Source organism: Streptococcus caledonicus, assembly GCF_042656225.1.
Taxonomy (GTDB): domain Bacteria; phylum Bacillota; class Bacilli; order Lactobacillales; family Streptococcaceae; genus Streptococcus; species Streptococcus caledonicus.
The window spans coordinates 4,542-27,676 of record NZ_JBHSOJ010000013.1 but is presented as its reverse complement, the minus strand read 5'-3'; the positions used below and the strand labels follow the sequence as shown (position 1 = coordinate 27,676).

15 protein-coding genes and 3 pseudogenes are annotated in these 23,135 nt (G+C 39.5%); 2 read left to right on the top strand and 16 right to left on the bottom strand.

The annotated features are described in order from the left end of the window. The 10 genes and pseudogenes from ACFPQ3_RS01640 to ACFPQ3_RS01595 all read right to left on the bottom strand — a co-directional run. Window positions 1-691, bottom strand: a pseudogene (locus ACFPQ3_RS01640) (ISAs1 family transposase); the annotation flags it as partial. 256 nt (window positions 692-947) lie between these two features. Continuing rightward, window positions 948-1,784 (bottom strand): BglG family transcription antiterminator LicT, encoded by an 837-nt coding sequence (licT, locus tag ACFPQ3_RS01635; RefSeq protein WP_156807081.1) that lies wholly within the window; start codon window positions 1,782-1,784, stop codon window positions 948-950. A gap of 270 nt (window positions 1,785-2,054) precedes the next feature. Beyond that, on the bottom strand, window positions 2,055-3,494 hold the full coding sequence (locus ACFPQ3_RS01630) for a 6-phospho-beta-glucosidase (RefSeq protein ID WP_156807082.1): 1,440 nt from the start codon (window positions 3,492-3,494) through the stop codon (window positions 2,055-2,057). Window positions 3,495-3,589: 95 nt separating this feature from the next. Then, window positions 3,590-4,204, bottom strand: a complete 615-nt coding sequence (locus tag ACFPQ3_RS01625; RefSeq protein WP_156807083.1) for a histidine phosphatase family protein — start codon at window positions 4,202-4,204, stop codon at window positions 3,590-3,592. 53 nt (window positions 4,205-4,257) lie between these two features. Next, entirely contained in the window at window positions 4,258-5,733 is a 1,476-nt protein-coding gene (locus ACFPQ3_RS01620) for a 6-phospho-beta-glucosidase (protein ID WP_156807084.1), read from the bottom strand. Window positions 5,734-5,875: 142 nt separating this feature from the next. Then, complete coding sequence (locus ACFPQ3_RS01615) at window positions 5,876-6,718, bottom strand: HAD family hydrolase (RefSeq protein WP_156807085.1); 843 nt, start codon at window positions 6,716-6,718, stop codon at window positions 5,876-5,878. A gap of 10 nt (window positions 6,719-6,728) precedes the next feature. After that, window positions 6,729-7,332: pseudogene (locus tag ACFPQ3_RS01610) on the bottom strand (histidine phosphatase family protein). 104 nt (window positions 7,333-7,436) lie between these two features. Continuing rightward, window positions 7,437-8,255, bottom strand: a complete 819-nt coding sequence (locus ACFPQ3_RS01605) for a Cof-type HAD-IIB family hydrolase (protein ID WP_156807086.1) — start codon at window positions 8,253-8,255, stop codon at window positions 7,437-7,439. Window positions 8,256-8,322: 67 nt separating this feature from the next. After that, on the bottom strand, window positions 8,323-9,813 hold the full coding sequence (locus tag ACFPQ3_RS01600; RefSeq protein ID WP_156807087.1) for a glycoside hydrolase family 1 protein: 1,491 nt from the start codon (window positions 9,811-9,813) through the stop codon (window positions 8,323-8,325). A gap of 691 nt (window positions 9,814-10,504) precedes the next feature. Continuing rightward, window positions 10,505-11,941 carry a glycoside hydrolase family 1 protein gene (locus ACFPQ3_RS01595; RefSeq protein ID WP_156807088.1) on the bottom strand — a complete coding sequence of 479 codons (1,437 nt, stop codon included), beginning with the start codon at window positions 11,939-11,941 and terminating at the stop codon, window positions 10,505-10,507. A gap of 156 nt (window positions 11,942-12,097) precedes the next feature. Here ACFPQ3_RS01595 and ACFPQ3_RS01590 point away from each other — a divergent pair, with 156 nt between their 5' ends. Continuing rightward, window positions 12,098-12,976 carry an AraC family transcriptional regulator gene (locus ACFPQ3_RS01590; protein WP_156807089.1) on the top strand — a complete coding sequence of 293 codons (879 nt, stop codon included), beginning with the start codon at window positions 12,098-12,100 and terminating at the stop codon, window positions 12,974-12,976. Between the two features lie 141 nt (window positions 12,977-13,117). On the opposite strand, the gene ACFPQ3_RS01585 is transcribed toward ACFPQ3_RS01590, so the two are convergent. From ACFPQ3_RS01585 to ACFPQ3_RS01565, 5 genes are all read right to left on the bottom strand, one after another. After that, window positions 13,118-13,936: a class C sortase gene (locus ACFPQ3_RS01585; RefSeq protein WP_156807092.1), complete on the bottom strand. Its 819-nt coding sequence runs from the start codon at window positions 13,934-13,936 to the stop codon at window positions 13,118-13,120. Between the two features lie 82 nt (window positions 13,937-14,018). Further along, entirely contained in the window at window positions 14,019-15,479 is a 1,461-nt protein-coding gene (locus ACFPQ3_RS01580) for a SpaH/EbpB family LPXTG-anchored major pilin (protein WP_156807090.1), read from the bottom strand. A gap of 31 nt (window positions 15,480-15,510) precedes the next feature. Further along, a complete protein-coding gene (locus ACFPQ3_RS01575) occupies window positions 15,511-19,992 on the bottom strand; it encodes an InlB B-repeat-containing protein (RefSeq protein ID WP_232323264.1) in 4,482 nt (1,493 codons plus the stop codon). Between the two features lie 69 nt (window positions 19,993-20,061). Then, window positions 20,062-20,634, bottom strand: coding sequence for a signal peptidase I (lepB, locus tag ACFPQ3_RS01570; protein WP_156807091.1), 573 nt, complete (start codon window positions 20,632-20,634; stop codon window positions 20,062-20,064). A gap of 27 nt (window positions 20,635-20,661) precedes the next feature. Then, entirely contained in the window at window positions 20,662-20,907 is a 246-nt protein-coding gene (locus ACFPQ3_RS01565) for a DNA repair protein (protein WP_380433497.1), read from the bottom strand. Window positions 20,908-21,462: 555 nt separating this feature from the next. On the opposite strand from ACFPQ3_RS01565, the pseudogene ACFPQ3_RS01560 reads away from it, so the two are divergent. Continuing rightward, a pseudogene (locus ACFPQ3_RS01560) lies at window positions 21,463-22,763 on the top strand (ISL3 family transposase). A gap of 42 nt (window positions 22,764-22,805) precedes the next feature. On the opposite strand, the gene ACFPQ3_RS01555 reads toward ACFPQ3_RS01560, so the two are convergent. After that, on the bottom strand, window positions 22,806-23,135 hold a 330-nt coding region (locus ACFPQ3_RS01555; protein ID WP_380433496.1), incomplete at its 5' end, for an LPXTG cell wall anchor domain-containing protein.

Here is a 23,135-nt window from a genome sequence, read left to right as displayed (position 1 = left end):
CTGTCTCTACTGTTTGGTAATGTTGACCTTTCTTGTTTAGTTTCTCAAGCAATTTAGCATCACTAAAATAAAGGTCAATATCCTCGTGAAGCGTCCCTTGGTTGCCCTTGACTGCTAGGCAGTAATCACCCTTACCCCGAATAATCTCAGCCACAATATCTGTCTGTGTTCCCTTGGCATCCATCGTGACAATCCCTTGTCGAAGGTCAATCATTCGTAAGAGGTGAGGAATAGCTGTGATTTCATTACTTTTTTACTCAACACTAACTTGTCCCATACTGATTTTATTTGAGCCGTCGTAAGCTGTCACAATATGATTGGGAACTTGGTGTCTATTACCATTGCAACGCATGGTCTTACCATCAATGGCTATCAGTCGCTCAACCGATACACAATCTGGGGAGTGATTAAATTCAACCTTTAGAGCGCTCAAAAATTGAGGATTGACCATACTAACAACACGTTCTAGCGTATCGTGAGAGGGACAACCCGCACTTAAATCGACATATTCACTTAGGAGATCTTCATGCATGGCGATAAAATCTTCCATCTCCCTCCATGTTTCAATCCCTGCCATTTGGCAAACGAGCACAAGAAAGAGAATAGTTGACAAGGGATAGCGAATTTTCCAAGATTGACGACTATCCAATTCACCTGCGCAATCATCAATAGAAACAATAAAATCAATCATAGTAGTCACCTCATCTATAGTGTACTGCTTTGATTGATTTTGTCACTATGATTTTCGCTTTCTGAAAACTAAATTTTCTTCATGCATTTGGCGTGTCATCACACAAGCAAAATATTATTCTTAAAAAGGTTGACAATATTAACTTCAAATCAAGCAACACGCCAAAGTAATAATGTAGCAAACACTAGATAGCTAGACAAGACTTCCTCTCAAACCGTCGCTCATCCAATAAACGGATTAAAAAGGCGGCTAAATATTAGCTACCTTCGGTGACACGTTGTATGTGAATCGTGAGATAGACCTGTTCATCTTTGCTCATGATAAAGTTGTAGGTACTATCCACATAAGCCGCAATTTTTTGGGTACAGTCAAAGGCTTGGGGGTAATTGTCTTGTACTTGTTCATATAAAAACGCATCATTTTGCCCTTGGATATTGCCTTGGAGGACACGTTGACCAAAGTAGCGAACATGTGTGACAAAACGGTGGTAATTTAAAGAGTCTTCATCAAAATCAATACCAAAATGTAGACGAACGATATCCATAACATTGGCAACCAAGCGTGTCAACGATTGATGCTTGGTGATGAACCCGCTGTCTTTTTGGGCATTCACCAGGTGCAAAGCAATTGAGGATGCTTCTTCGTTATCCAAACCAATTCCAAAAATTTGGTTCAAGTCCGATACAATTTTCCGACCTAGTTTGTATTCGGTTTGATAGAATTTTCGAATCTCCCAAGATAGGGGATTCTGCAATGGAATTCCCTCATGATAACGCTCAATAGCATAATGTAGGTGATCCATCAAGGCAATAAAGAAAGAGGAGTCAAAGGATTGTCCTAGCTCTTCTTCTACATTCAATAAGATGGCCAAAAAAGCATCAGATTCTTCCTGTGGCAGATTGCGTGTTAATTGTTGTAATTCTTGCGAAGTCTCTGGATTTTCTAAAATATAAGTCTTTTCAATTTTTTCAGGATCAATCATATCCCCTGATTTTTTTTGAAAACCTAACCCACGCCCCATAACGATGTACTCTTTGCCATCGTCACCAAATGCTTGAACAATATTGTTATTACATACCTTATCAATTTTCATGTTAAATCATCCTCAGAAGCAAGATTATAAAGCCTTTTAGCAGTTTGAACTAACAGACCTCCTACAAGCAAGTCACCGTGATAGCTGGTCCAATCCTTTCGAACACTGTAACAGGCATCTGTTAGGCCGAGTTGAGCAAACCTCAGACTGTTACACCTATAAGGCTTGCTTGGAACATTTCTCCTACTTTGCTGTCTTATTTTCTCCTTCTTCATTATAACCTAAAAAGGAGATGCGTGCACCTCCTTTGTCAGTAATTGTCATCCTATTTTAACCTAAATCGGTTCCTTGACTGGCAATCACCTTTTTATACCAATCAAATGATTTTTTCTTAGAGCGTTTGAGAGTACCATTACCATCGTTATCACGGTCAACGTAGATAAAGCCGTAACGTTTTTTCATTTCACCTGTTCCAGCAGAAACAAGGTCGATACAACCCCATGTGGTATAACCAAGAAGTTCTACACCATCTTCGTTAATGGCATCGTTCATGGTCTTGATATGCTCACGAAGGTAATCAATACGGTAATCATCCTCAACATAACCATTCTCATCTGGTGTATCAACAGCTCCAAGACCATTTTCCACGATGAACATTGGCTTTTGGTAACGATCCCAGATTGCATTTAAAGTGATGCGAAGCCCGAGTGGATCAATTTGCCAACCCCATTCTGAAGCATCCAAGTATGGGTTTTTCAATGACGCAAAGATATTTCCAGCTGTTTTTTCATTGACTTCTGGATCACCTGATGCCACACGGCTTGAGTAGTATGAGAAGGATACAAAGTCCACTGTGTGCTCTTTGAGAAGAGCAAGATCTTCTTCAGTCATCTCAATGTTAAGACCGAGTTTCTCAAATTTTTTCTTCGCGTAATTTGGGTATTCCCCACGCGCTTGAACGTCAATAAAGAAGTAGTTTTCACGATCTTCTTGCATGGCAGCCCAGTAATCACGAGGATGCGCTGTGTTTGGATAATATTGCCCAGCAGCCAGCATACAACCAACTTTATTTTCAGGGTCAATCTCATGAGCAATTTTAGTTGCCAAAGCTGACGCTACCAATTCGTGGTGTGCGGCTTGGTATTTCACCTGCTCAACATTTTCCCCTTCTTCAAAGTAGAGCCCTGCTCCCATAAATGGGGCATGGAGAATCATGTTGATTTCATTGAATGTCAACCAATATTTAACCAAACCCTTGTAACGAGTGAAGAGCGTTGTCACCAAACGTTCGTAGAAATCGATGAGTTTACGGTTACGCCAACCACCATAGTGCTCAATCAAATGCATCGGGCAGTCGAAGTGCGTAATGGTAACTAATGGTTCAATGCCATATTTGCGACACTCTTTGAAGACATTTTCATAAAATTGAAGCCCTGCTTCATTTGGTTCTAATTCGTCACCTTTAGGGAAGATGCGTGTCCAACCGATTGACATGCGATAGGTTTTGAAACCCATTTCAGCAAGAAGCGCAATATCTTCTTTGTAGTGATGGTAAAAGTCAATAGATTCCTTTGCTGGATAAAAGTAGCCATCTTCAAAATCAAACATCTTTTTCTTACCAGCAATAATTGGGAAGCGATCTGCTCCGATTGGCACGACATCCACGTTAGCTAGACCACGCCCATCAACATCGTAAGCACCTTCACATTGGTTGGCAGCTGTTGCACCACCCCAGAGAAAATCTTTTGGAAATGGTTTGTAAGTTGTCATTTTGTAACCTCTTTCAATTCTATTTAGTTATAGTATAGCATAAATCATTTAGTAAAACTGGTAGTTTTATCGTATAAAACGATACTATAATAGGATTAAACCTTCTCAAATAGATACAGCTTATGAACCGGGTCATAGATTGACAAAAGATCAAACTCTCCATCTTCAAAAGTCATTTTAAAAATAGCACAATTACTGATACGCGTCTTCAGCTGAGGTGATGTTTTAGCATAATGACGATAAAACTGCGCGATTGCTCCTCCATGACTAACGACGAGGATGGTATCATCATTGTCTTTGTTTTCAGCCATAATTTCTTGCATAGCTGCATGCACACGTTCTCGAACTGCAACAGAATCCTCTCCGCCATAGGTTACAAAATAATCTCCGTAGCCAGACCCATCTCTCTTAAAAGGAGGATTCAGAAATTCTTGTTGCCCTTCAAAGGCACCAAAGTCCATTTCTTTAAGCCCTTTCCGACGGATGATATCTGTGCGTCCACTCGCGATTTCAGCTGTATCCACCGCTCGTTCTTGCGTGGAAGAATAGACTTTCGTAAAAGCAATTTCTTCTGCCACGAAATAATCACATGCTGCCTGCGCCTGTTCAATACCTAATGCTGTCAGCGGAGAGTCACAGGCTCCTTGAATCCGTTGTTGCTGATTAAAACGGGTTTGGCCATGTCTCATCAGATAAAATATTTTTGTCATTTCTTACTCCTTTCCAAAACAGGAGAGTGGCTCTTCGGCACTATCCCATAGTTTTAATCATTCAAAATGTTAGCGCCGTTTGAGGCGATGAGATCACGGTAGTAAAAGAAGGAATCCTTGCGTGAACGGTCAAAAGTTCCGTTTCCTTCATCATCGGCATCAACATAGACAAAGCCATAGCGTTTGGACATTTCAGATGTTGAGGCAGAGACAAGGTCGGTACAGCCCCACCAGGTGTAACCCATAAGCTCAACACCATCTTCGATGGCTTCATACATTTGTTTGACGTGTTTTTCAAGGTAATCAATGCGGTAGCTGTCATGGATAGAGCCATCTGCTTCAACCTTGTCAAGTGCGCCAAGACCATTTTCCACGATGAAGAGTGGGATTTGATAGCGGTCATAGAGTTTGTTCAAGGTCACACGAAGTCCAACTGGGTCAATCTGCCAGCCCCAGTCAGAAGCTTCCAAATAAGGGTTTGCCTCACCTAGCATCAAGTTCCCTGCTGTTGCTTTTTGCTCATCCGTCATATTGTTTGGATGACGTGTCACAGAGGTCATATAGTAAGAGAAACTCATGAAGTCAACAGGATACTGTTTTAAAATCTCCTTGTCCCCTGGCTCAAACTGAATCTCAATATTGTTTTCCTTGAAGAAGCGATTCATGTAGCGTGGGTACTCACCACGCACTTGCACATCGGAATAGAAAAGGTTTGATTGATCTTTTTGAATGGCATTCATGATATCGTCTGGGTGGCAGGTCGCTGGGTAAGCTTCCATGCGTGCCAACATCATACCAACCTTGTTTTCAGGGTCAATCTCGTGTGCTGCTTTTGTTGCCAAAGCTGACGCAATAAATTGGTGATGCACCGCTTGATACATCTCATCTAGGTGCAACTTCCCATCTTCAAAGAGAAGGCCTCCTGAAAGGTAACCTGTCAACCCAAGGATATTGATCTCGTTAAAGGTTAGCCAGTATTTCACCTTACCTTTGTAACGGTTAAAGACAGTCTCTGCATAGCGCACAAAGAAATCAATCACCTTGCGGTTTTTCCAACCACCGTATTCCGTCACCAAGTGGATTGGGAATTCATAGTGAGACAGGGTAACGAGTGGCTCGATACCATATTTGTTGAGTTCATCAAATACGTTATCATAGAACGCTAAACCTTCTTCGTTTGGTACCAACTCGTCCCCTTTTGGAAAAATCCGTGGCCAAGCAATCGATAGACGGAAGGTCTTGAAGCCCATTTCAGAATAGAGGGCAATGTCTTCTTTGTAGCGATGGTAGAAATCAGAGCCCCAACGTTTCGGATAGAGGCCTTCTTTATCATTAAGGGCAAAATCTAGCTTTTCACGGTTCATTGGTGTGGTAAATTCGCCACCCATCGTTTTACGGTCTTCCGGTCGAACTGCACGTGCCGTGTCAGAAGTCGCAAACCCACGACCGCCTTCATTAAACCCACCTTCAAATTGGTTAGCTGCTGTGGCACCGCCCCAAAGGAAACCATCTGGAAATTGTCTTGTCATAAAAATTCTCCTTGTTTCATTAATAATAGTATCATACTCTTTTTTGAAGGCTTTTTCTTGTGCTATCAATGGAAATACTGATAGTATCCTAGGATAGTATTCCGCACATTCGAGAAAGAAGAGCCTATATTAGGGTGTCTAATTACCCTAACAAACCTAATTTGTCAAAGGCATTGTAGAGCCCGTCATCTTCGACATCATCTGTCACCATATCGGCACTTGCCTTAGTCTCCGCTCCGCTATTTCCCATAGCCACACCAAGTGCACAATAATCAAACATTGGGATATCAATCTTGGCATCACCAAATGCAATGGTATCTGACTTATCATGACCAAGGTGAGCCAATAGCTGGTCAATCGCTTTAGCTTTATCAATCCCTTTTATCCCTAAATCACCAAAGAGTGCTGTCTCACCACGTCCACCCCAAGTATTAGCAACCAGTTGCGGAAAGGCTTCTTTGGAATCCAAATGGTCTTGGTAGGATGATAGGATGAAGCTGATTTTATTGAGATCATCTCGGTAGAGGTCTGCGCCGTAAACCAAACCATGAAGCACATCTTCAGTTTCTAAATCAGCAACCTGCTCAGCAGTCATGCCCTTTCCAAGCATGTAGGTATGGAGCGTTTCTCTGCCTTTTTCACGGAAATGTTCACTAGCAAAAAGACCATTATTACTTTCAAGATAAAACTCCAAGCCACGCTCATGAAGCCAATCCACAACGGATACAGCATCTTCTTTAGCAATCAGCTGGTGCATCACTACCTCGCCCTGATGCTCAACATAAGAACCATTGCCACCAATCATACCATCAATGCCAATCTCCCAAATTTCCGGTTGCATCTCAGCGCGACTACGCCCTGTACAGGCATAGACCAAATGCCCATTTTCACGCGCCTTGCGAATTGCTGTAACAGCACTTTCTGGGATACGGTTATGGTAGTCAACCAAGGTTCCGTCTACATCTAAAAAAATTACTTTTGGCATCTATGTCTCCTTAACTAAGTTGATAAGTTTTGAACTGTTCAGTTGGCAGAATCAATTCTTCTAATCTTAGCTGCCCATCTTCCAAACTCCATTTTGTGATGGCACAATTACTAAAATATGCTCCCTTAGGCAGGTCAATCTGTAGGTACTGGAGCAGTCCCCACATGGCTGCTCCGTGACTAACAAAAAGACATTGTTCTCTATGATTTACCATTGTATCTACCAAGGTCTGAGATACTCGTTCACCTACTTTAACAATATCTTCACCTCCAAAAGGAACCAATAAATCCTCAAATGATTTCGAGCCTGGACGATGTTTGGGTAATAGCATTTCTGGCTGCGCTTCAAAAATCCCAAAATTCATCTCCTTAGTACCTTTGAGCTGAGTTACTTGATTGGTCTGACCAGCTAATTTTGCCGTATCTGTTGCACGCTCTTGTGTCGAACTATATACGGCTTCAAAGCGAATGCCCTTTTCAGCAAAATACTCACCCACAAACTTTAGCCTGTGCGATTCCTGTCTCAGTGAGAGGGAAATCACAAGCCCCTTGAACCCGTTTTTGGGTATTAAAAAGAGTTTCTCCATGTCTCATTAGATAAAATACTTTTGTCATCACGTTCTCCTAAAATGGTCATTTACCAGTGATTGGTTTCCCTTACACTCATATACTAAGCCTCAACTGCCACTATCTAGTGATAAAATAGCACTACCGCCGGCCTATCCCCACAAAAAATGCTCAATCGTTGTCAGTACACCAGCGTCATTGTGATTCGGGGCGATATGCTTAGCTACTGCTTTGATACGGTCAGAAGCATTTGCCATAGCATAGCTTTCTCCAGTATGTTTTAACATTTCAAGGTCATTGTCACTATCGCCAAAGCTCATCACTTCCTCAGGTAAAATCCCGTAACGCTCTAAAAGTTGCTCTAGTCCCCAAGCTTTATGGCAACCTTCGATAATCACATCAATCGCTCCATAGCCACTCCCAACAGCCTGTAAGCGCCCCTTGAAAGCATGGTTGAAATCAGTAGTCACCTTATCGCTAATGTTTTCTGGAACAACAAGATTCATCTTGTAAATCTCTTTACCTTCAATTTCTGACCAGTCAGATACAAATCGCATACGCTCACGAAAGAGTTCCAGTTGTTCCGGCTCAATCCCATCAAAGGTTGGAAAAACAGTGTCATCTAGCAAATAAATATCCCCATCCCCCAGAAGAGTTATGGTGTAATCAATTTCCTTTCCTTTGAAAAATGTTAGAAAATCTGCCACCATATCAGGTGTCATCACCTGTCTAACCAAAACCTCCTGTTTATCTATAACATAAGCACCGTTTTCAGCTACAAAACTAAGTCGTGGTACCAAGTCTCCAAACATGTGTTCCAAGCGTGGCATGCTATTTCCGGTTGCTACCACAAAGGGAATTTGGCGCTTGTCTAAGGCATCCAAAATCTTCTCAAAACGGTCTCTATCGTAACTTCCTTTGGCATCCAAAAAAGTGCCATCCATATCCGAAGCAATTAGTTTAATCGTCATCCTCTCTCCTTATCAAAAAGGAGCAGCTAGCCAATTCACCTGCCACTGCTCCTTATCTCGCTTATCTTTATTCTTCTAAGGCACTTTGACCATTGGTCGCAAGAACCTTTTGATACCAGTAGAAACTGTCTTTACGAGAACGGTTCATGGTACCATTTCCCTCGTCATCCATATCAACATAAATGAAACCATAGCGCTTGCGCATTTCACCAGTCCCTGCAGATACAATGTCAATACAGCCCCAAGTCGTATAAGCAATGAGGTCAACCCCATTATCAATAGCGTCAGCCATTGCTTTAATATGAGCACGGTGGTAATCAATACGATAATCATCGTGAATCGAACCATCTTCTTCAACCGTATCAAAGGCACCAAGCCCATTTTCAACAACCATGAGTGGCACTTCATAGCGGTCGTAGATTTTCTCCAAGTAGTATTGAAGCCCTCTTGGATCATGAGCCCATCCCCAGTCTGAATAAGTCAAGTAAGGGTTACGCGCACCTGTTGAGAAGTTTCCAGCCACTTTATCATCCGTATCATGAGTTGTTACATTGTTAGACATATAATAGGAGAAGGTGTACATATCTACTGTACCATTGGCAAGGTCTTCTAAATCGCCCTCACGAATATCTAGCTCAACATTATGCTCTTTCCAAAGACGTTTAGCATAGGTACCGTATTTTCCTTTGACCTGAACATCACCACAATAGTAAATACCACTTTCCCACTTGTGTTGGTTAGCCAAGATATCTGCTGGGTCACAAGTTGCAGGGTAGAAGGTAATCCCACAAATCATATTTCCAAATTTGAAATCTGGATTAATCCTGTGACCAATTTGTACCGCACGAGCTGACGCTAGAAATTGGTGGTGCAACTGCTGGTAACCTGCTTGATAATCCGCATCAGTCCCTTTATTGCCCATCATATCGAGGAACATAGTGGTATTGTTGATTTCATTAAAGGTCAACCAATACTTAACTAAGTCCTTGTACTCGTTGAAAATAACTTCACAATAGCGCACATAGAAACCAACCAATTTGCGGTTGTTCCAACCACCATAGTTTTCTTCCAAAGCCAGCGGTGTGTCAAAGTGCCAAATCGACACCAAAGGCTCGATATTATACTTACGGCATTCTTCAAAGACCGAACGGTAGAAATCAAGCCCCTCTTGATTTGGTTCAACATCATCACCGTTTGGGAAAATCCGTGCCCAAGAAATGGACAGACGGAAAATGCTATATCCCATCTCTGCAAAAAGGGCAATATCTTCTTTATAACGATGGTAGAAATCCACCGCCTTGTGATTTGGGTAATACTCCGTATCTAGCACTGCATATTTGGCACCCTCAGGGATACGAGCGTGGTGACCCATACCGCCAGCCTTGCCTGGTTTGCCATCCTTATCAATATAGGTTGTGTAACGTGGTGAATTAACCGTACCACCTGTTGTCACATCTGTTTGAACAAGGCCACGTCCACCTTCATTATAGGCTCCTTCTGCTTGATTAGCTGCGATAGCGCCTCCCCAGAAGAAGCCTTTTGGAAATGCTTTTACCATCTTTAATTCCTTTCTTATACTGAACCAAATTAAAAAATTACTTTTTTGTTTCTTTCTTAAAAAGTGCGGACACAAGCAACCTCCTTCGATGTTTCATTGCTACTTTTTGATTCTGCTTATTGCAGGAGATAATTGGCGGCTGTACTTATCAATTACTTGATAGCTTCCAACCTAATCATCCTTGCGGGGAACGACTACGAAATTATCTATTAGTAATCAATTTATATAGTTCTCCCAAAAGTCCATTTCGAGGTTGGGACAAAAATATCTCAGCCTTCTTTTTTTGATAGTAATAACAGATTGACGCAGTGGTTGATCGGAGGTCTGCAACTGGACACTTCTTCATTTTAAGTGTCCACCTAAAATAGTCCAGTGGACTATTTTAGTACCACGCAATCGTTAGCAGCCATCCTATACGAATGTGATGAACTTGGTTCATCTTATTCCCAACCTCCAAAGGTCTCCCAGACCTTTGGAGGTGTGCGGAAATGAGAGTGAAAGTGTCCACTGGACACTTTCAGCCTTAGCTTAGAAATCAAAGAGCGAGGTGAAGTCAAGACTTCGAACTCATGACTTCTGTCCCACTCTCAGAATATCACTATCGCGAAAGAAACGTTTTATCCTCACTACGTTCATCAATCCCTTGATGATATTAGAGGTTCTAAAATTTTAATTTTAAATGAGTATTAACTTAACGATAAAGGCTCTCACCATTTGTCGCTATTACTTCTTTATACCAGTTGAATGATTTTTTCTTGTAGCGAGCTAGGGTTCCTGTTCCATCATCGTTACGGTCAACATAGATGAAGCCATAACGTTTGCTTAACTCTGCGGTTGATGCTGATACCAAGTCAATCGGTCCCCACGTGGTATAACCAAGCAGTTCCACCCCATCTTGAAGCGCTTCACCGACCTGCACCAAATGTTTTTGGAGGTAATCAATACGGTAATCATCTTCAACTGTTGGCCCATTAGGTCCTTCAACGAGAATATCTTTAGCACCTAAACCATTTTCCACGATAAAGAGTGGCAATTGGTAGCGGTCATAGAAATCATTGAGAACCAAGCGCAAACCAACCGGGTCAATCTGCCACCCCCACTCAGACGCTTCAAGATATGGATTACTAATGCCACCCATGATGTTCCCACGACCCGAGTTGTACGCCTCAGGATTATGAGCCGCAGCAACGCTCATATAGTATGAGAAGGAAATAAAGTCAACCGTATGTTTCAACAGCTCCTCATCACCTTCTGCAAACTGAATCTCAATATCATTTTCTTTGAAGAAGCGTTTAATATAGTTAGGGTATTTCCCACGCGCATGAATGTCTGAGAAAAGGTAATTTTGATTTTCAAACTGGCGGACAGCCAGCTGATCTAATGGATTTGAGGTCATCCCATAAGCTGGCATGGCAAGTACCATACAGCCAATCTTGAAATCTGGGTTGATCTCGTGACCAACCTTCGTCGCCAAAGCTGACGCGACCAATTCATGATGAACAGCTTGATAGAGGTCTTGTTTTGACAACTCTTCAAACGGTGTCGCAATGCCTCCAGACATAAATGGAGCATGGAGCACTGAGTTTACCTCATTAAAGGTCAACCAATACTTAACCTTGTCTTTATAGCGTGTAAAGACGGTACTCACATAGCGTTCATAAAAACTAATCAAGTCACGATTTGCCCAGCCGTTGTACTGGCGAGCGAGGTGTAGAGGCGTTTCATAATGAGATAGCGTTACAAGTGGCTCAATCCCATATTTAGAAAGCTCGTCAAAGACCTTATCATAGAATTGGAGACCTGCTTCATTAGGTTCTAACTCGTCTCCATTTGGGAAAATCCGTGACCAAGCAATCGATAGTCGAAAGACCTTGAATCCCATTTCCGCAAAGAGGGCAATATCCTCTTTATAACGATGATAAAAATCAATTCCCTCTAATTTTAGGTTATCAGCTGTGGGTTTATCAGTAATCAAGGGATTATGATCCCCTGGTTTTGCCGGAACCCCACCACGAGGCGTCACATCCTGAACGGATAGCCCCTTACCATCAACATTGTAAGCACCTTCAAATTGATTAGCAGCTGTTGCACCGCCCCATAAGAAATCTTTAGGAAATGTATAGGCCATTATAAACTCCTTTATTTTTAGAGACAGGTCACATTTACTCTTACTCGTATTCCTGTCCTTAAGTTATCATACTATTATTTTAAAATAGATTTAGGCTTTTTTCTGCCACTATTCTATGTTATACTGATACTATCCTATGATTTGGAGACATTATATATGGAAAAACTTCATCATCTCCTACCTTATCGGTTTGAGCGCATGCACATCCAAAATGGTCGACCCGATACCCTTTTTCATTGGCATCCAGAAATGGAAGTTCATTATATTTTTTCTGGCAGTGCCCGTTACCATATTGACTATGATATTTTTAATAGTAATGAGGGGGACATTATTTTAGTTCATCCTAACGGGATGCATTCCATCCATCCTTTGGAAAAAGCAGAGCAGGTTTCAGAGGCGTTTATCTTCCATTTAGACATGATTGGACAACGTTTAGTTGACCAAACCAGCCTTCATTACCTTCAACCCTTGCAAAATAGTTCCTTAAAATTTGTTCCCCGTATCCAACCACACATGGCAGGATATGAGGACATCAAATCCTGTGTGTTAACCATTATAGAATTAGCTAAAAAAGAAGGACGGCACTTCGAATTATTGCTAAAAGCCAAACTCAATGAACTCCTTTACCTCCTTTTTTTGCACCGCCATGTCCTCAAAAAAGTAACTGACGATACTTACCGTAAAAACGCCAAAATTCGACAAGTTATCGACCACATTAATGACCATTATCAAGAAAACCTATCTATTCAGCAACTCGCAACTCTCATTGGTTACAGTAAGGCCCACTTTATGAGCTTGTTCAAGCAACATACTGGCTCATCCTGCACAGACTTTATCATCCGTGTTCGCTTGCAAAAAGCCAGCCAACTCCTCATTCATAGCCACGATAGTATTTTAGAAGTGGCAGAGCAAACAGGCTTTACCAATCTTTCACATTTCAATCGTCAATTCAAAAAACAATACCTCATCACACCACGGCAATACCGACAAGAACATAGCAAGAAGAAAAACTCTCAAGCTTTCATTAATCCTTAAACCTCAATAAAAAAAAACGGGAACCAACAGCTCAACAAATAAGCTGCCATTCCTCGTTTTTAAGTTTATAAAAAAGTCAAAAAACTTCTATGATATGACACTCAGTCAGTTCCATAATCCCCAATTATCACTAAGAGCATCCTAATTCTCTTCACTACTAGCCAATTTTTTCAAAATCTGACGGCGTTTACGATGTTTTCTAGATTCAATCATAAAAATCATAAGAAGAATCAAAACAATTGGAACACCAATAAATGGAGCGATATAAATAGGTTCAATTTGGATAGCATCTGGAGTCACTAAACCATCACCATCTTCATTAGAAACACGATGGCCACGTACCAAAAGACGGTGAGTATTAATTCCATACGGCGTACAAGTTACCAAGGTTTGATAATCCATACCCTCTTCAATTTGAATATTACTCAAATCTGTCGGTAAAACCGTTCTAATCTGATCCACTTCGTAAGTATAAGATTCATTAAGAATACCTACCGTCCAACGATCTCCTACCTTCAATTTATCCAAATCGGTAAATAAGCGTGACGATGGTAACCCTCTATGACCAGATAAAACTGAGTGAGTTGATACACCTCCAACAGGGAGACTCGTCCCCTCAATATGACCGATAGAAGTTAGTAAAACATCCTCTGAAGTCCCATGATAAAGCGGAAGCGTGACATTAATTTTTGGAATGGAAATAAATCCCATATTTCCAGTCTGATCAATAGCCAGCTCTTTATTATAAGCGTCACGCTCTTCCGAAGTCATGTGCCAATTGATACCAGAGTCTTTAAACTTTTCATTATACTTTTTAGCACTGGAAAGAATTTTCTCATACTGACTTGTATCAATTGAAGACACACTCTTTTGATAATCCATAATCGCTTGCGATTGGTGGAAAGAATTCCAATAATTAGCGATTGAGGGATAGGCAATCAAACCTATCCCTACAATCATGATTGTGACAAGCAAAATGGATACCCGATTCCTTTGTAAAACTGCTTTCAAAACAACTCCTTATCCATTTGCTAGCCTAACATTAGTCTTCCGCACGACGACGTGCCACAAGAGTAACTCCAGCTGCAATCACTAACGTCGTACCAACAATGTAAAGAAGTTTTGTTCCAAAGCTACCAGTAGATGGAAGTTCAGCACCACGATTGTTTTTAATTTCAGGTGTAGCAATCAACGTATCCGTAGCATCTGTATCACCTTTAAGTTTTAAAGTCACCAAAGTTGGCTCTTTCTTGAGATTGTATCCTTTCGGAGCAACTGTTTCAATCAATTCATACTCACCTTCAGCTAGACCAGAGAAGGAGGCCGTACCATCCTCTTTAGTCACAACTTTAGTCGCTTGCTCTACAGAGTCAACCCAGGTAGTTTTTTCACCTTCAAAGTTGTAATATTTATCTCCTTTTTTAAGAACAAATTCAGCTCCAGCCAATGTTTTATTCATATCAATACCGTCAACTTTTTTGATGTTAATTTCACCATCATAAACATTTACAGATTTACCTGGCTCATTTGGATCCGGTTTATCATTAGGCTTGATACGAGCCGTATTGGTATTTTGAGCACTAGAACCTTCAGTAGCACCTGATTTTAAAATTCCTTTGTAAATTACAACGATTTCATTTACACCTTGATTATAATAGAAATCATCTCCTTTACCAAGTTGAGCTTCAGCAGTTTGAGTTTGTGTTGCAGCCCAAGGAATTGTCAACGTAAAATCATTATTAGACTGTTCAAACTTATAAGTCCCTGCTGCACCTGTAGTATCTTGAGTTAATACAGTGCCATTGACCTTAACTTCAAAAGAATTAGGTACAAGTTCAACCACCGTAGCATCTGGCATGTCATCAGTCATCACATATTGATAAACCTTGTTACCTTTATTGAAATTTGTAGCATTTGTATAGGTAACAGTATAAGTAATTTCATCCCCTACATTGTAAGACTTTTCATTAGTCGTTTTTCCACCAGTGTCCCCCCAAGTCGGTTCTGATTCCTTTTCATGAATAATAGCATCTGGAGATGCAGAAGTTACCATAGTTACTGAACCTTGATTAAGTGATGAATCAACAAGATAGTAACCATACCCTACTTGCAAGGTTTCAGTTGAATCTGTACCACTTTCTGTTTTGGTATCAACAGGATTACCAAGCTTATCTTTTAACCCTTTAGCCCAAGTTGTAATTTGTTCTGATGTAACACCTACCTTCGGTGTAATATAAGTCAAATTCCCATTAGTATTTGTGTCAAATAGGCTTTTAAAACCAGAATCCTCTAGAAGAGCATTGCCAGTAGGAAGTGTGTAAGAAACAGCGTCTCCATCATTAGTAGCATCAAAAATCTTATAAGCTGTATATTTTGTGTTAGTTTGAGTATCTTTAATTGTAATTGTCCCAGTATCCGCTGCAAACACGGGTGTTGTAGCTGGTGCTACAGTTCCAAGAATAAGTGTTGCTGCTAGTATAGATTTAATAATTTTCTTTTTCATAAAATAAATAATTTCTTTCTAGTATTGCCTATCAATACATTAATTTGTGTTTTTTATATAAAAGTAATCCTGCCGGTAATGCTAATAGCATTCCTAGGATAAGATAAAGGTGTTTTCCGATACCGCCAGTCGATGGTAATTCAGCACCTTTTGAGTTTGTGATTTTGAATTCAAATTGCTGAGCAGTTGGTGTATTAATCACCGTTGGTGCCGCAGCGTTACCATTTTGAATAAAACTTGCGCCTGTCGCCGTAACTTCTAAAGACATATCTGCTTTTTCAAGATTGTACCCATCTGGCGCCTTAGTCTCTGTAATAAGATAGCTACCTACTGGCAAATTGAAGAATGGCTCCTGTGTATGTCCATTAACAACTATTCCTGCATCATTTGATGTCACTTTGGTGTAAAGTGGCGTTGAAGCCTTCTGCCCATTTTCAACCTTATAGATATTAAATTCAGCACCAGATAAGCTCGTATTGATATTTTCGACGCTAACTTTCTTTAAGACAACTTGTTGCATGTTCCGTGTATTAGTGAAAACGATATCAATATCACCATCAACAGTTAGTTGAGGTAGGTTAACAACACGATCTGTCCAAGGCTGTTCACCAGAAGCTGGTTTTGAATGAGTTATATCTTCTGTCTTAGAGAACTCAGTATAATCTTGCTCATCAATTGAAATGATTGTTCCATATGGAACTTTAGTAAATACTTTCTTCTCATTATTGTTAGTAACAGAATCTCTTAATGCAAAGTTTCCTTGCTGAAGATTTGTACTCGGGTCAAACTTAAATTCCTTTTGTTTATCATCATCGTTACCAATAACCTTTTTAATCACAGTAACGGTGTATTCTTTAGGTTTCCAAACCGCATAGAGAGTATTTGAAGCGTCTGGCTTGTTATCTAATCCGACATCTTGTCCCAAGCGATACTCAACATTGCCACGCTCAGCATCTGCTTTTACCGTATGCCAACCAATTAGGTCATAACCGACTCTTTCAAAGAAATCATCTCCATGCGTCTTATGGATCGTATTCACTGGTAATTTATCATATGTTTTTTGAGTTACTTTCTGACCATTCTCTAAACGAGCACCACCATTTCCATCATAGGTGAGATGAGTAGTCTCAACCTGTATGGATTCTACTGGTTTATAAACTGGATAAACCGTCAAAGTTTTATTACCATCTGCTTTTAGAGCGTTAATAATGATGGTATCATGTGGATTATAGATTTTGCCATCATATAACCAACCACGAAAACGATAGCCCTCTGGCGATGTTGGACGACGCTCCAATTCTGCGTGCGATTTATCATCATACTTATTAAGATCGTTTGGTAAATTCGTTGCTTTTAATTGTGTTCCATCTTTTTGAATTGGGTTAAGATCTAGTCCATAAACAACATCACTATAAACAACTTTATACTCCCCAGTACGACGCCATTCTGCTCGCAGTGTGAGATTGCTCGTTACAGCACCACTAAAGTTATATGGTCGCTCCAAATTACCATCTTTTCCAACGACATACCAACCAATCAAATGATACGCATCTTTATCTGCTCTATAGCGTTGATTTGGATTAACATTTGACTCTGCTGGATTTGTCGTATAGTGTGCATGCTGAGTTTCACTATCATTAGCAATATCGAGTGTCGCTACTGTATCTTTACGATAATAGTAACTACCGTTAGGATCCTCAATATAGTTACGTGTCATGTTGTCATACTCAGGAATAGAATCGCCATAATACAAAGTAAAATGCGTATCTTGTGAACCTGACAATTCTCCCCCGTTAGGATCCAAGACGATATTATATTTAATTTTTCTAAATCCTGGATAGACAACTAAATCATGATCCGGCATTTTATCATTCCAATCAAACTCTTGCGTTAGTGTCTGATCTTTATACCACTTACCATCCCACTCGTACCCCGGTTTAGGCGGAGTCGGTTTAATCGTAGTGGTATCTGGTTTAAACTTAGATAAATTTTCCTCATATAAGACTTCCTTTGACTCAAAATTATCTAGCGAAGCATTTGTTTCCGGATATCTAAAGTCTAATTTAAATTTCTTACGTTCATATCGCACATGTAAGTCATAATGGTTAGTAATATAGTAATTATTATAATAATAATATCCAGAGGCTGTTGAGGTATTATTTCCAGAACTGGTTAAACGCCATTGATTATCCACGTACCTGCCTGCTGTTATATCATAACGGATGTAACTATGAACATTAAATCCATTGTACTTTTCTGAAAATGTAAACGTAGTAGAATTTGAACTAGACACACCAGTATCATCTGGACTCCATATTGGAGCATAACTTCCATCCACTCGTTGTTTATAAAAATGGATTGTTTTGGCTTTTGTCCCTGATTTAAACAATCGGATTTCTTGGCTTATTGACGAACCTGCAACCCTCGGATAAGTTCCTTCTGGTAGAACAAACTCTCCTAAGTAAGTCATGCCTATGTCACTACCAGTATACTCATAATATCTCCAAGTATTAGTGCCACTATTCGGCCAAGTATAGTTGTTACTTTCCAACGAAGTCCCATATAAACCTGTTAGCACTTTCAAATTACGATCATTACTATTCCAGATTGGGCTATTATAGGCAATGTAACTTGCGCTATCATAAAACTTCATGGTAATTAACCGCCGATTAAAGTACACATTCAATACTGTAGAGCCATCTGCCTTAACAGTTGTAGTGGTTTCTCCACGATCTGTTGTGTACTCAAATCCAGCTGGCACAAAACCTGTAATATGTGTTCCATTCTTATCAGCAGTAGTTACTGATACTGTAGAGCCAACAGTCGCAGAGGCTACTGAACGCTGCCCTGCGTAATCATACGTTTTTAGCTCTTTCGTCGCATTCTTACTATCTGTTGCTCGCTGCAACCAATAGACAACCGTATAACTCGCTTTATCAGGAATCCAATAAGCATATAGCTGTTTATCTGTCGTTAAAGGAGCATCAAAATTAAACGAATTTCCACTAGGCTTCTGCCCATTAATAGGTTTTGTATCATACCATCCCCCAAAAGTATATCCATAACGTTTAGGATCTTCTGGTTTATATTGAGTTACAGTTTCTCCTGAAACAACAAGTTTAGGAGGAATATAAGGAGCACCATTAGAAATACTGTCAGTCTCACTTAAAGTATCCGTGTAAAACTCTAATCGTTTTGACTCTCCAAAAATAGGGTAAACTTTTGTATCTTGGCTTAAAGATAGCGTTGCATTCACACCTCCCTGTAGCAACGTACCGTGTGGTGTCAGCGACCACCCAACCAAAACTTGTGTTGATGTTGGTGGTTTGATTACTTGACTAAACTTACTCAAATCTTCAGTAACACTTCCGCCATTAAGTGCTAATTGTTCCTTTTCAAGAATAATCTTCCCATCTTCATCATCGTAGACAGTAAGGTAAACCATATTCCCCATACTTGGACGAATATAAATAGTTTTACTTTCGTTAACTGTTATAGGTTCATCAAATTTAATAGCTTCCTCTAATGTTCTTTGATCCTCATTCCAAATAAACCAACCATTAAAGTGTTGACCATGTGCCGTAATCGGAATTCCAACGCCGTGTAATTCTTCACCATTTTTTATAATTTGTTCTGAAATTTCATCACCAGATTTATTGATAAACTTATACTCTGAACCATCAGCATTTTGAAACTTATAAGTATGCCTTGGGACTTCTTTTCCATTTTGTACAATTGCATAAATGGAGAAAGAGTCAGTTTTAAAAGCAATGTCACTATCTGTATTTTTAGTTTCCTTAGTTGCCTTTGATTTTAAAACTTCTGTCTGTCCATCATCTTTAAAATGGACAATTTTCAGGTCTTCATCCTTAGCATCTAACTTTTCGTCATAAGACACTTCAACTTTCACGGAAGCTTGTGGTTCAACTTCCTGCTCGTCAACAAGCAAGCGAATATCATATAGCCTCAGCAGTTGAATCTCTTCCTCTTGACGAGCAACTTTGACTAGAACTTTTTCCTTATAACCATGATACTCAGCTTCTTCTTCCTTAATCTCTTCAGCAACCAACTGAACCGTGCTAGGTATTTTTGCCTCTTTCGGGATGGTTACTCTGACTTTGTAATCACTACCCCGATAAGTCAAAGCACTATCAAAATGAGTTTCTTCCTTCCCTTTCTCACTGGTAGTTTCGATTTCCGTTGTTGCCTCTGTAGTAGCTTTTGTTTGCTCTGACCTTTCTACGGTTTCTTCCGAATGCATCAAACTAGTTATAGAATCAACATGGTCTGTTTCCTCTACCTTTTCTAGAAAATTTTCTTCCGTTGTCGGATCCTCCAGACGTATCGCAGCCTCGTCAGCTTGTTTATCTGTAACTGTAATTGCTGGTAAAATCAAAAAATACGTTGTTAGAAAAGTTGCCAAAACCAAGATAGTCCAAGTCATACTCTTCCATTTCATTCGATTTTCAAATTTGCCAACATAATTCGTTACGTATTTATAAATCTTGTCCACCTTACCTCCAATCCATCATAATAATCTCATACAATTCGTTGTAAAAATAACTTTTTCTCGTTACACCTTTTATTTGATGACTCCAAACCTATCTAACGGCCAAATTCTAAAGGAGATTTTTCCAACAATTTGTTCTTCAGAAATGCCACCAATGGCTGTATTACGGGAATCTATAGACGCCGAACGATTATCACCTAGCACAAAAATTTCTTGTTCTGGCACTTGATAAGGATACGTGATGTCACTTTTTCCCAGCGCTTTATCCAGAACATAAGGTTCATCTAATTTTTTCTGATTGACATAGACATCACCCTCAGAGTCAACGTTTACCCAATCCCCAGACTGCGCAATCACACGCTTTACCAAAACTTTGTTATTGTAATAAAACGCGATAACATCTCCAGTTTCAAAGCTAGATCCCTTTACAGTAAGCACAAGATCATCTTCTTGCAATGTTTTATTCATAGATTGTCCATAAATTCTAAGCACCGGTAACCACAATACCGCTATTAAAATAGCTACAGCTACAACCGCTAACAACGTATATAACGTTTGTTTAATAATCGTCCAAAAACGTCCTCTATACCTTAGACGCTCTAACTCTTGTGCTAGCTCTTTAGAACTTAGCTCAGAATTGTTCATATACTTTTTGATCATCCTCTTATAATTTCAATTGTCTCTCTTAATATTTTGTAGATACTGATCAGCCGCTGCCTGAGCTGCCTCAAAAACTTTATTAAGCGCTAAAGAAGCTTCCGCAATCGAACCAGATTTTTCCAATAAAATAGTTTTATCTTCTAAACGTTCTATCAATTGCTTTATTTCCTCTTCTTGTTGCTCAATCCTTTCCTGCTGTTCTAGCATAATGGTAATTAATTGTTCTCTTTTTAATTTTTTTAGTTGTTTAATCTCCATATATGAGCTAATCCTATGCCTTTTTGTATTCCTAATAACTAACAGTCGTTACTAAGAAAAGTTCTCTTTTTAAAATGTATATTTCTCTAAAAATTGTTCATTTTTCCATTGGAAAACTAAAATTTTCAGAAAATATACACTATTTTACACCACTGATAAATAGTTTAAACCATTATATTATATCACTTTAATTTAACAAAAGCACTTAATCTGCTTTATAATTTTTAAGATAATCAGATATAGCTAACAATTGCGCTACTAATCTATCATTAAGACATTCTGCATATTTGAATAAATTTATAATTTCATAATTCTATCAGCTAAATGGTGGTATATAATGTCCATTTATCCAAAATCAAAATTTTCCCTTTTAATTATATTAACTACAACATATCGAAGAAACCGGCTAGGTTTGAATATAACAAACAAATCTAGGCTCTATAATTTCTGTAGTGGGTAAATCTACTTTGGAGATTATAGGACTTTTTGAGTATCAAAAAAGTCCCATAAGACTTATAATGAAATGCGCTTAAACAACTCATTAGAAAGTATCTTATGGAACACATCAATCATACCACATTACTCATCGGAATGAAAGACAAAAATATCACCTTAAATAAAGCCATTCAGCACGATACCCATATCGAAGTCTTCGCTACACTTGATTATCACCCTCCTAAATGGAAACACTGTAAAGGAAAACAAATCAAATACGACTTCCCAAACCCTTCTAAAATTCCTTTTATTGAGATTGCTGGTTTTCCTAGCCTTATTCGCTTGAAAAAGAGACGATTTCAATGCAAGTCCTGTCGGAAAGTCACTGTAGCTGAAACAACTCTCGTTAAGAAAAATTGCCAAATCTCGGAAATGGTTAGACAGAAAATTGCCCAACTCCTACTCAACAGAGAGGCTCTTACACATATCGCTTCTAAGTTAGCCATCTCTACCTCCACCGTCTATCGTAAGCTCAAGCCATTTCATTTCCAAGAGGATGACACCACTTTGCCTGATATCCTCTCCTGGGATGAGTTCTCCCCTACCAGAAGGGGAAATTGGCCTTCATTGCTCAGGATTTCAACACCAAGAAAATCATGACCATCCTTGATGACAGAACACAAACAACCATCCGAAATCATTTCTTTAAGTACTCGAAAGAAGCTCGAAACAAGGTTAAAGTGGTCATTATCAATATGTCTGGAAGTTATATTCCTCTCATCAAAGTTCTATTTCCTCAAGCTAAAATTGTTCTTGATCGTTTCCACCCCTCGCTTCCGAATTTCTTAGCTCGAGGCTAAAATAGTCCACTGGACTATTTTACTCCAGCACATGAGCCGGGCTCTTAATCAGACTAGAATCAAAATCATGAAGCAATTTGATGATAAATCTCTGGAATACAGAGCTCTTAAATACTACTGGAAATTTATAGTCGGAAACTCTCTCTTAAGGCGTTCTATGATCGAACATTTAGAGAAACCTTAACTCCTAGGGAATGTCTGAATAAAATCTTTACTCTAGTACCTGAACTTAAAGATTACTACGACCTGTACCAACTGCTCCTATTGCATCTACAAGAGAAGAATACTGACCAGTTTTGGGGATTAATTCAAGACACGTTATCTCATCTTAATCGCACCTTTAAAACCCCTTTGAACACGTTTATTCGCTATAAAAACTATATCACTAACGCCATTGAATTGCCTTATTCTAACGCTAAACTTGAGGCCACTAACAAACTCATCAAAGATATCAAACGCAATGCCTTTGGTTACAATAACTTTGACAATTTCAAGAAACGTATCTTAATCGCTTTGAACATCAAAAAAGAGAAGACGAATCTCGTCTCCTCTCGTCTTTAGCTATAAGTCACCCACTACAGTTGACAAAGAGCCAATTATTTTTTAATCTTTTGATTTTCTGTTTCTAAATGTGATGAAACCGAAAATATTAAGAAATAGTAATCCAATTAGATTCAATATAGCTCCTGATGATGACCCTGTATTAGGTAACACTGAAGCTGGTTTAGAAGGCGTAGAGGTAGGTGTTTCAACAGTTGGTTGTGACTGTGTATCTGCTTTCTTCGTACCACGACGGTAAACAGCCGCTTGACCTGGTTGAACTTGTTCGCTTGAAGATGAGGTTACTTCACCTGTTTGAGGGTTCAAGCTATAGGTTGTTGTCACAACTTTCTTACCTGCTACTGCTGGAGTTTTTAGGACTTCTGTGCCTTT

What these genes read in the sequence shown, in the direction of transcription:
- ACFPQ3_RS01595 (WP_156807088.1), bottom strand. Translation starts at nt 11,941, where the DNA reads ATGGCCTATACATTTCCTAAAGATTTCTTATGGGGCGGTGCAACAGCT.
- ACFPQ3_RS01585 (WP_156807092.1), bottom strand. Translation starts at nt 13,936, where the DNA reads ATGATTGTAGGGATAGGTTTGATTGCCTATCCCTCAATCGCTAATTAT.
- ACFPQ3_RS01630 (WP_156807082.1), bottom strand. Translation starts at nt 3,494, where the DNA reads ATGACAACTTACAAACCATTTCCAAAAGATTTTCTCTGGGGTGGTGCA.
- ACFPQ3_RS01565 (WP_380433497.1), bottom strand. Translation starts at nt 20,907, where the DNA reads ATGGAGATTAAACAACTAAAAAAATTAAAAAGAGAACAATTAATTACC.
- ACFPQ3_RS01580 (WP_156807090.1), bottom strand. Translation starts at nt 15,479, where the DNA reads ATGAAAAAGAAAATTATTAAATCTATACTAGCAGCAACACTTATTCTT.
- ACFPQ3_RS01605 (WP_156807086.1), bottom strand. Translation starts at nt 8,255, where the DNA reads ATGACGATTAAACTAATTGCTTCGGATATGGATGGCACTTTTTTGGAT.
- ACFPQ3_RS01620 (WP_156807084.1), bottom strand. Translation starts at nt 5,733, where the DNA reads ATGACAAGACAATTTCCAGATGGTTTCCTTTGGGGCGGTGCCACAGCA.
- ACFPQ3_RS01615 (WP_156807085.1), bottom strand. Translation starts at nt 6,718, where the DNA reads ATGCCAAAAGTAATTTTTTTAGATGTAGACGGAACCTTGGTTGACTAC.
- ACFPQ3_RS01625 (WP_156807083.1), bottom strand. Translation starts at nt 4,204, where the DNA reads ATGACAAAAATATTTTATCTGATGAGACATGGCCAAACCCGTTTTAAT.
- ACFPQ3_RS01590 (WP_156807089.1), top strand. Translation starts at nt 12,098, where the DNA reads ATGGAAAAACTTCATCATCTCCTACCTTATCGGTTTGAGCGCATGCAC.
- lepB (WP_156807091.1), bottom strand. Translation starts at nt 20,634, where the DNA reads ATGAACAATTCTGAGCTAAGTTCTAAAGAGCTAGCACAAGAGTTAGAG.
- ACFPQ3_RS01600 (WP_156807087.1), bottom strand. Translation starts at nt 9,813, where the DNA reads ATGGTAAAAGCATTTCCAAAAGGCTTCTTCTGGGGAGGCGCTATCGCA.
- licT (WP_156807081.1), bottom strand. Translation starts at nt 1,784, where the DNA reads ATGAAAATTGATAAGGTATGTAATAACAATATTGTTCAAGCATTTGGT.